Here is an 8,860-nt window from a genome sequence, read left to right on the forward strand (position 1 = left end):
GGAGAGTGCTTTTTGGGAGAGCGCTTCTTGCCGCCGCCGTGCAGGTTTCCGCGGCGTTGCCGGGCATGGCCGCGTACGTCTAGCGGTAGAACCGGGCCAGGCGCGCCGGATTAACCCCTGCGGCATAGCCGAGGCGCAGCGCCCACATGAGCAGAACCGTATTCAGGATGCCGTCCCGTTCCCAACGACGGCTGGAAGTGAGCACGGTCTGGCGCAGGCACAGGGGGCGCCGGTATTTCCCCAGGCGCCTGCTGAGGGCAATGTCTTCCATCAGGGGAATCGGGGGGAAACCGCCCGCCGCGGAGAATAGCCTGTTGCCGACGAAGATCCCCTGGTCGCCGGTGGCGATTCCGGTGAGACGGGAACGCAGGTTCATTGCCTTTTCGATGCCCCGGAAACAGGGATGCCCGCCATCCAGGCGCACGTCGAAGCGCCCCCAATCGTCGGGAGTGACCGCCGCGAGCGCCGCTGCCGCATCTTCGGGCAGGCGCGTATCGGCATGCAGGAACACCAGCAGATCGCCGCGAGCCGCCGCCGCGCCGGCATTCATCTGGGTGGCGCGACACGGTTTCCCGGTAACGATCCGGTCGGTTAGCGGAGCCGCCAGCCTGCAGGTGGCGTCATCGCTGTATCCGTCGGCGACGATAACCTCGTGCCCTCTTTTCCGCAGTTTCTGCAGCGGTTGCAGGCAGTTGCGGATGCCTGCCGCCTCGTTTCGCGCAGGGATGACGAACGACAGGTTCACGGCCCCAGGGCCCCGCTGCAACTGCTTCCCTGTCCGGCCGTGCAGCCGTAGCAATGGTCGGCTACCCGTATGGGCCAACCCTGCAGATCCGCGTTCAGCAGATCGGCCAGCCGCATCCGTCGCGCGTTTCCCCGGGGGTATAGTCCCAGACCGAGCATCTGGTTGAAATCGCAGTCATAGACATAGCCCTGCCAGTCGACGCTCAGCAGGGTGCGGCACATAACCAGGGGCAAGTTTTCGTCCCGGTGGGCGGCCCGCAGCAACCGCAGGTAGGGATCGAACTCTCCCCTGGAGACCAGGGCGCTGCCGAAGCGGCGGATCGGCATGTTGCACAGGGTGAGCAACCGATCGAACTCGATGCCGTAGCGTTCCTTCAGCGCGTTCTTGTAGTTTGCCTCCAGTTCTTCCTGCGGCGGCGGCAGCGTCGGTCCCTGGGGGTTGTACACCAAGTTGAGCCTGCGCTCGGCATCTCCCTGGCCGTAGCCCAGTCGGTTCAGTCGTTGCAGCCCCCGGACGCTCTTCTGAAATACTCCCCGGCCGCGTTGGCGGTCAACGTTCTCTTCCAGGTAGCAGGGGAGCGAGGCGACGATCTCGACGTTGTGTTTGGCCAGAAAGTCCGCCAGCTCTTCCTGGCCGGGCTCCTCCAGGATGGTGAGATTGCAGCGGTCAATCACGTGGCTTCCTGCAGCGGTGGCCTCTTGCACCAGGAAACGGAAGTGAGGGTTCAGCTCCGGCGCGCCGCCGGTCAGGTCCAGGGTGGGAATGGCGGCGACGCGCAGGTAGCGCAGTACCAACTCCGCCGTCTCCCGGTTCATTTGCTCCTTGCGGCGCGGGCTGGCATTGACGTGGCAATGCGTGCATTGCTGGTTGCAGGTGAGGCCGATATTGGCCTGCAAAGTTTCGAGGCGGCGGCGGCGTAGCGGAGGAAACCCTCGCGATTGCAGCAGTGGCAGAGTGTCGTGCATGGCAGGCCGTCTTTTTCGGATTCAAGATACCATGCGGCGGCTATAGAGTCATTTGCCTGGGAGATATGGGAACTGGAAAAGGTTTCCGGGGCCGGTATTCTACAATACCCGGGGCGCCCTCGCACACTTCGTCATAGCGGTCCCCAAATCCGCGCGTGGCTCGCGTGGAGAAGGAGCAGGGCAGGTCCCGCGGTGTGTAGCCGCGGGGGGTTCGGTACCGTTGCGGTTGGCCGCTATGCGCCCGATGGGCGCACGACAGCCGCGTCTGGCAAGGACGGGGCGTCTCGGGTAGAATATTCGCCATGGTCGTGACGCGGGGCCGTAGCTCAGTTGGGAGAGCGCAGCAATCGCACTGCTGAGGTCAGGGGTTCGATTCCCCTCGGCTCCACAAAAGGCCGGTGGCGGCCGCGGGACATTCTTGGCCGGTGGCGAAAGAGTTCTTTTCCGCGGTCTCTTTGCCCTGGTAGCTCAGCAGGATAGAGCGACGGCCTCCTAAGCCGTAGGTCCCAGGTTCGAATCCTGGTCAGGGCGCCATCGTTGCATCGTTTGCAGGCAGGGAGAAAAGCTTTGCGGAGCGCCCGGGCGGGAACAGTGCAGCCCCATATTGCCGGCTGTCGGTTGGCGGCGGCTCTGTCGCTGCTGCTGCCTTTCGTTTGCGTACAGGCGGAAGGAGTTTCCGGGACATCTTCCGTCGGCGCGGAAGAGCCGCTCCTGGTGCGGGAGATCGCCGCTGGCGTTTATTTGCATGCCGGTCGGCACGAGCCGCTGACCAGCCCTCGGCGCGAAGATACGGCGAATATCGGCTTTATCGTTGGCCGGCGTTGCGTGGCGGTCATTGACAGCGGCGGTTCCGTGAGGATAGGACGCCGTTTGCTTGCGGCGATTCGCACGCATACACCCCTGCCGGTTTGTTACGTAATTAACACCCATGTCCACTACGACCACATCCTGGGTAATGCCGCTTTTCTTGACGAAGGCTCGGAGTTTGTCGGCCATGCCGGGTTGGCCGGCGCGGTGGCCGGCAGCGAGGAATTTTTTCGCAGGGAATTTGCCGCCGAACTGGGACGGCGGGAGGTCGTGGCCCCCACCCGCCTGGTGGAACGACAGTTGCTCCTGGACCTGGGCGGCAGGAAGTTGCGGTTGCAGTCCTGGCCGGCGGCGCATACCGGCGAAGATCTCACCGTGTTGGATATGGAAACGGGGACTTTGTGGACCGGAGATTTGCTTTTCCGGGAGCGCCTGCCGGTTATAGACGGCAGCCTGAAAGGCTGGTTGGCGGCGATGGCGGAGATGGAGCAGTTGGCGGCGGTCCAGATCGTGCCGGGACATGGCCCGCCGGCCGGGCAATGGAAGGAGGCGGCAGCCGACCAGACACGTTACCTGCGGGCGTTGCTGGAAGAGACGCGGGCGATGGTCGCGCGCGGCGCTTTTCTGGAGGAGGCCCTTGATACGGTGGCACGGCAGGAAGAAGGCCGTTGGACATTGTTCGATCAGGGTCATCGGCGCAACGTCAGTCGCGCCTTTTTGGAGTTGGAATGGGAATAGCGCGCAGCTGCGCGGACCATACTGTCGTCACTGTCGTCGGCGGGTTTGACGGCGAGAGATTCGGCGGCATTGGTCGGCTCTGTCCCGTTGTTTCCGGTGTGTCTCCAGCGTGCGGGCGGACGCGCCCCCTGGAGGTTGGCATATGAGCGAGGTGCCGGGGCCGGGACGGAAGGCGCCGCCCCTGTACGGACGACCGGCGCGTTCTCGTGCCGGTTTGGCGGTGGCGCTGATCGTGTTGGCGGGTGCGGCCCTGCTGTTGTGGCAACGGGGCGTCTGGCAGCAGTTGTTGCCGAGTTCGGAGGAGCGCGCCCCCCCGGACTCCCAGCCCGCCCCGTCTCCCCAGTTGCGTTCGGAAGCGGAGCAATACCTCAAAGAGATTGTGCCGCGGCCGGAAGCGGTAACGGATGCCCGGCAGGCGGACGGCTTTGTCACCCCGGAGCATAAGATTAGGTTGCGGGACGAGCCGCGGTACCGGGAATTCGAACTGGGCGACCTGTTGCGGCAGCCGGATATAAACGAGGATACGCCGATCACGGTGCTTGAGGAGCAAGAACAGGTCGAATACCGCACGCTCCGCCAGTTGCTTGAGGACGGCGACGGCGACTGGGAGCGCGTTATCCATGCGCTTGAAGGAGAACGTGTGGTGCGGCGCACCCTGCGCGAGCTGTCGGAGGAACTTGCCGTCGGCATGGACGATCTGTTGGCGGTTATGGTGACGAAAGAGCGCGCGGTGGACACTACGCCCGGCGCGCTATTGCGGGAGCGGGACGACGTTGCCGGCGGCACGGTGAAAGTGCTGCAAGAGGGACGGCCCGAGCAGGTCGCCACCGTCGGCGAATTGCTGGCCGGACAGGAGGAGCTTGGGGAGGATAGCTTGTACTACGTGCATACCGTGCTCCCCGGCGACCATCAGGGGCTCTGGGGCATCGTCCATGACGGTCTGATAGAGAATTTTGCGCGCGGCATCGCCCTTCGCCGCAACGAGCGGATGGAACATTACCAGGTTGATATCCCGCGTTCCGCCGACGAACGACTCGAGGACGAGACCAGTTCTTTTCTGGGCAGTTTTGTGGATTCCAAGGTACGCGAATCTTATGTGTACAATTTCGAGGAGGGGCGCATGGGCAGGGATCCGGACACGATTCGCCCGGCCCAGGAGGTCGCCATTATCGGCTTTAGCAACGAGGAATTAATCCAGATTTACGAGCATTTCGCCACCCGCAACCCACAGTCCGCAAGCCCTGTCCGCTAGGCTTTGCCGGTTTGGGGTGGCCGCCGCGTACGGCGGTGGCGTCCCGTTCGGCTATTGGCTATTTCGAGATAAGCAGGCCCGTGGTTTGCGCGAGTCGGTTGACCAGGACGCGGATAAAGGCCCGGGAGAATTTAAGCTGTACCGCGGGGGAGAGTTTTGCCGCCAGGTTGGCATTGATCTTGACCAGATGGCTGTGATCGCCGGCGCTGACGGTGGCGGTGCGTTTGATGCCCGTCAAATAGCCCATCTCGCCGAAACATCCCCCCGTGTCCAGCCGGTCGATATCGACGCCTTCCTTGCTGATCTTCACGTTGCCGTTAATCACCAGATAGAAAGAGTCGTTGATCGTCCCCTCGCAGATAACCGCCTCTCCCGGTTTGTACTCCTCGCAAATGCAGATCTCCGTTACTTCTTTGATTTCCGGAGGAGTGAATTCGCTGAAGAATTGGATCTGCTGCAGGGAGTCCAGCAATTCTTCCAGCTTGGGCCCGACATTGAACTCTCCCAGGTTCTTGAACGTCTTGCTTAGATCTTGCGCGAGCTCCTCGCCGGTGCCGTAACGTTGCTCAGGATCCTGGTTCAAGGTGCGATCGATGACGAGTTGCAGGATGGGGGGCAGGTCGAGGCGGTACCTTGTCAGTGCCGGCGGCGCCTGCTGGTGTTTCCGGCACAATTCCTGCAGATTCTTTGCCGGGAAGGGGTGTTGTCCGGTCAGCAGTTCGTAGGCGATGACCCCCAGCGAGTAGAAGTCTGTGCGGTAGGATATTTTCCCGCCGCTTAATTGTTCCGGCGCCATGTACTGGGGGGAGCCCAGGATCTCCTCCTCCGGCGCCATTTCCCCGGCGCCATGCAGGACGTGGGCGACGCCGAAGTCGCCGATTTTCACCTCGCCCGTGGGGAACACCAGGATGTTTTCCGGCTTGATATCGCGGTGGATCACTTCGCGGCCGTGGATGTGATCCAGGGCAGCGGCGCACTTGTATATGATCTTTACGACCTGCAACACTGGCAACAGCTGTTCGGCGCTGGTGTATTTTTGCAGGGTGTGGGCGTTCTCGACCAGTTCGGTAACGATATAGCAGTGATCCTTTTCGACCCCGGCGTCCAGTACCTGCAGGATGTTTGGATGCCGCATCATCACGGCGGCATGCGCCTCGTTGAAGAAGCTTTTGCGCCTTTCGTCCCGGTCCTCGGCGCTTTCGCTTGGTTGCGCCGTGTTGTGGTGCAGGACCTTGACGGCCACCTTGCGGCCAGTGAGTTGGTCGGACGCCTGGTAAACCGTGCCGAAGCTGCCCTGGCCGAGGACAGAGATCAGATCGTATTTGCCCAGTTGGGCCGGCAGCTTCGGGAACGGCTCTGACGCCGATGCCTCCGCCCCGGATTGCTCCGCCCCGGATTGGGGAGGCGGCTCCGGCGGCAGGGGTTCTTCGCCGGTTCGGGGAGAAGGCTCCTGTATCGGGTCCTGTATAGGGGTTTCCATAGCGATGTCCGTTTCCGGGGCGGTGGCTCGATGCTCGTTCTCAGTCACTGCTTGGTAACATGATATTACGGAACCTCCGATCAATGCACCTGTGCGCGCTTCGGCGCTGGAGAATGTCGAGGCGAATTATTTTTTTATATATTTTTCAGTAACTTGCGAATATGGCGGTGACGGTGCATTGCCGATGCCCGCCAAGCGGGGCAAGCGACTCGACGCTTTGGGCAATGCAGTTGCGGGGAAACGGCAACCGTGGCGCAGGCCCGGTTCTTCTCAGGAGTCACCGCAACGGCAAAATCGGGGTATAATACATTGAAGTTTGCCGGTAGCGCCTCACGGTACCTTGCAAGACCGAAGGCCAGGCAGGTAAGGAACAGAAAGAACGCGGACGGGCGCCAGGCGGCAAATGTCCGATTGCGCGGAACGGGAGGTGGCTATCCATGCCGGAGAAGAAGCAGGCCAGCGCTACGGGGAAATCCCCCCGCGCTCAAACCGAATCGCAGGCCAAGGCGGCCAAGTATCGGGAGCAAATCTGCCAACTGGTCCCGATTAACTCTCTGTGGAAGAAGTTCCAGCAGGAAGTGCTGAAAAACGTCAACATGTTGTCTATTGCGCCCGGCAAATATTTGTTCAAGGAAGGCAGCCGGGATTTTTCCTCGTTCTACCTGCTCTCCGGCGAGCTGGCAATGGAGTCCAAGGCCCAGGGCCGGCGTCAGCTCGTTACGCCGGAAAGCGATGCCGCCAAGTATGCGCTGGCTCAGTTGCAGCCGCGTCGCTTCTCCGCCAGGGCGGAGAGCGATGTCGTTGTCGCGATTATCAACCGTGCCCTGCTGGAGAGGCTGATCGTCCTGCAAGAAAAGGAACAGAGCGACAGTACCGACGCGCGGGCGGGGGACGATGTCTCGGTGCAGACGCTGAAAGACCAGGACGGCGAATCCGAGGAAGGAGACTGGATGGCGAAGATGCTGCAATCGGAGCTGTTCAGCAAGGTTCCGACGGCAAACATATACAAATTGTTCAATCTCATGGAGACGTTGCAGGTCAACGCCAAGCAGGTCATTGTCCGCCAGGGGGAAAAAGGCGACGCCTACTACGTGATCCAGAAAGGGAAATGTGCCGTATTGCAGAAGATCACGCCGGCAAAGCCGCCGGTGAAGGTGGCTCACCTGGGGGTCGGGGACGCTTTTGGCGAAGAATCGCTGGTTTCCGAGGGGGCCCGCAATGCCTCCATTGTCATGATGACGCCCGGCGTTTTGAAACGCTTATCGAAGAAAGATTTCGTAGAGATGATCAGCAAGCCCGCGCTGGCGACCGTTTCTTATGCCGAAGCGGAGAAGATGGTCGGGAGCGACGAGGCGGTATGGCTGGATGTGCGTTTTCCCAGCGAGGCGGAGGCCAACCCTCTCAAAGGCAGCCTGAATATCCCCTTTTATCTGTTGCGGAGAAATCTGAGCAAGTTGGATCGCAAGAAGCGTTACGTGGTTTGTTGCGATACCGGCGAGCGCAGTTCTACTGCCGCCTTTTTGCTCACTCAGGAGGGGTTGAACTCCTGTTACTTGGACGGTGGATTGCAAGCCAGCAAACAATAGCGGGAACAGAGGGAGTTGGCAGGCCGCGCGGCCGCCTGTGCGCGGCGCCGAGTTGATACCGCGGCTGGAGGAGTTGGCCCGCCATGGCGATGCGGTCGTTGCCTGGCAGTTAGCCGAGTATTACGCACAGCGCCTCGAGGGAGAATCCGAGGCGGTTCGTTCGCGAGCGGTGGCGGATTGGTACTGCCGCGCCGCGGTACTGGGAAACCCTACGGCCCGTTACCGCCTCGCTCTTCTGTACCAGGAGGGGCGGCTGTTGCCCCGTTGCCTCCCATTGGCGGTTTCCTGGCTTTCCCTGGCGGCGGACCAGGGGCACACCGATGCGCAGGTCCTGCTGGGCTGGTGTCTGCAACGGGGTATTGGCGTGGCAATGCGGGAGGACCGGGCCATGGCCTGGTATCTGCGGGCGGCGACGGCGGGGCAGGTACAGGCCCGCTACAATCTGGGGCGCATGTACGAAAAAGGAGTGGGGGCGAAGCGCAGTTGCCGCAAAGCCTGGTATTGGTACCGTCGCGCCGCCGGGCAGGGTTGCGCCAGGGCGCAACTCCAGCTGGGTTTGCTGTGCTCGCGCGGTCCGGGCGCCTACAGGGACCCGGCTCGCGCCGTCTATTGGTATTCCCAGGCGGCGCTTCAGGGTTCCGTCAAAGCGCAATACAACTTGAGCGCGATGTATGCCGGAGGCGCGGGAGTGGCGCAGGATGATCGCCGCGCCGCTTACTGGTGTTTGCGCGCGGCCCGTCGGGGCTACCCGCAGGCGCAGTACAATCTGGGGCTGCTGTACAGCAAAGGGATTGGAGTCGGTTGCGACCCGGCGCGCGCCCGGGACTGGTACGAACGCGCCGCCCGGGCCGGTTATGTGCGTGCCCAGTATCAATTGGGCAGGCTTTATTCCCGAGCGCACTGGGAGTTTGCCGACGACCGCCTGGCTTGCTACTGGCTGGAGCGTGCCGCTCGTCAGGGTTCCGCCAAGGCGCAACTTCGCCTGGGGCTTCACTATGCGCGCGGTTGCGGCGTTCCCCTGGATTTCCCCCGGGCTTATGTCTGGTTGTACCTGGCGGCCCAGGCGCGGCTTGACGGAGTGGGCTTGTTCCTGGCCCGGGTTGCGGCCCATTTAACCTTGGGGGAGATCCAATGGGCTCGCCGCGCCTCTTTATTCCAACTCGAAGGCTAAAGCTTCGATAGGCCAATCAACGGCGGAGAGGTGCCGGAGCGGTTGAACGGGCTCGACTCGAAATCGAGTGACTGCCTGACAGCGGTCCGTGGGTTCGAATCCCACCCTCTCCGCCA

The 8,860-nt window shown here is 62.2% G+C and carries 7 protein-coding genes and 3 tRNA genes; 7 read left to right on the forward strand and 3 right to left on the reverse strand.

All coding sequences use genetic code 11. The annotated features are described in order from the left end of the window. Window positions 1-79: 79 nt before the first annotated feature. Window positions 80-745, reverse strand: a complete 666-nt coding sequence (locus OXU43_03455; GenBank protein MDD9824216.1) for a TIGR04283 family arsenosugar biosynthesis glycosyltransferase — start codon at window positions 743-745, stop codon at window positions 80-82. Continuing rightward, window positions 742-1,710 (reverse strand): arsenosugar biosynthesis radical SAM protein ArsS, encoded by a 969-nt coding sequence (gene arsS / locus OXU43_03460; protein MDD9824217.1) that lies wholly within the window; start codon window positions 1,708-1,710, stop codon window positions 742-744. The genes OXU43_03455 and arsS overlap by 4 nt, the downstream gene beginning before the upstream one ends. 315 nt (window positions 1,711-2,025) lie before the next feature. Between arsS and OXU43_03465 the strand changes: the two genes are divergently transcribed. The 4 genes from OXU43_03465 (at window position 2,026) to OXU43_03480 (ending at window position 4,507) form a co-directional block, all read left to right on the forward strand. Continuing rightward, window positions 2,026-2,098: transfer RNA gene (locus tag OXU43_03465), tRNA-Ala, on the forward strand. 69 nt (window positions 2,099-2,167) lie between these two features. Continuing rightward, window positions 2,168-2,244, forward strand: a tRNA-Arg gene (locus OXU43_03470). A gap of 84 nt (window positions 2,245-2,328) precedes the next feature. After that, window positions 2,329-3,255: a quinoprotein relay system zinc metallohydrolase 2 gene (locus OXU43_03475; protein ID MDD9824218.1), complete on the forward strand. Its 927-nt coding sequence runs from the start codon at window positions 2,329-2,331 to the stop codon at window positions 3,253-3,255. 142 nt (window positions 3,256-3,397) lie between these two features. Beyond that, window positions 3,398-4,507 carry a hypothetical protein gene (locus OXU43_03480; GenBank protein MDD9824219.1) on the forward strand — a complete coding sequence of 370 codons (1,110 nt, stop codon included), beginning with the start codon at window positions 3,398-3,400 and terminating at the stop codon, window positions 4,505-4,507. 58 nt (window positions 4,508-4,565) lie between these two features. Here the strand turns inward: OXU43_03480 and OXU43_03485 are convergent, their stop codons facing one another. Continuing rightward, window positions 4,566-5,987, reverse strand: coding sequence for a serine/threonine-protein kinase (locus tag OXU43_03485; protein MDD9824220.1), 1,422 nt, complete (start codon window positions 5,985-5,987; stop codon window positions 4,566-4,568). Between the two features lie 437 nt (window positions 5,988-6,424). Between OXU43_03485 and OXU43_03490 the strand changes: the two genes are divergently transcribed. From OXU43_03490 to OXU43_03500, 3 genes are all read left to right on the forward strand, one after another. After that, window positions 6,425-7,573 carry a cyclic nucleotide-binding domain-containing protein gene (locus OXU43_03490; GenBank protein ID MDD9824221.1) on the forward strand — a complete coding sequence of 383 codons (1,149 nt, stop codon included), beginning with the start codon at window positions 6,425-6,427 and terminating at the stop codon, window positions 7,571-7,573. A gap of 37 nt (window positions 7,574-7,610) precedes the next feature. Beyond that, entirely contained in the window at window positions 7,611-8,744 is a 1,134-nt protein-coding gene (locus OXU43_03495; GenBank protein MDD9824222.1) for a tetratricopeptide repeat protein, read from the forward strand. A gap of 24 nt (window positions 8,745-8,768) precedes the next feature. Then, a tRNA-Ser gene (locus OXU43_03500) sits at window positions 8,769-8,860 on the forward strand.

This window comes from Gammaproteobacteria bacterium (assembly GCA_028817255.1).
Taxonomy (GTDB): Bacteria; Pseudomonadota; Gammaproteobacteria; order Porifericomitales; family Porifericomitaceae; genus Porifericomes; species Porifericomes azotivorans.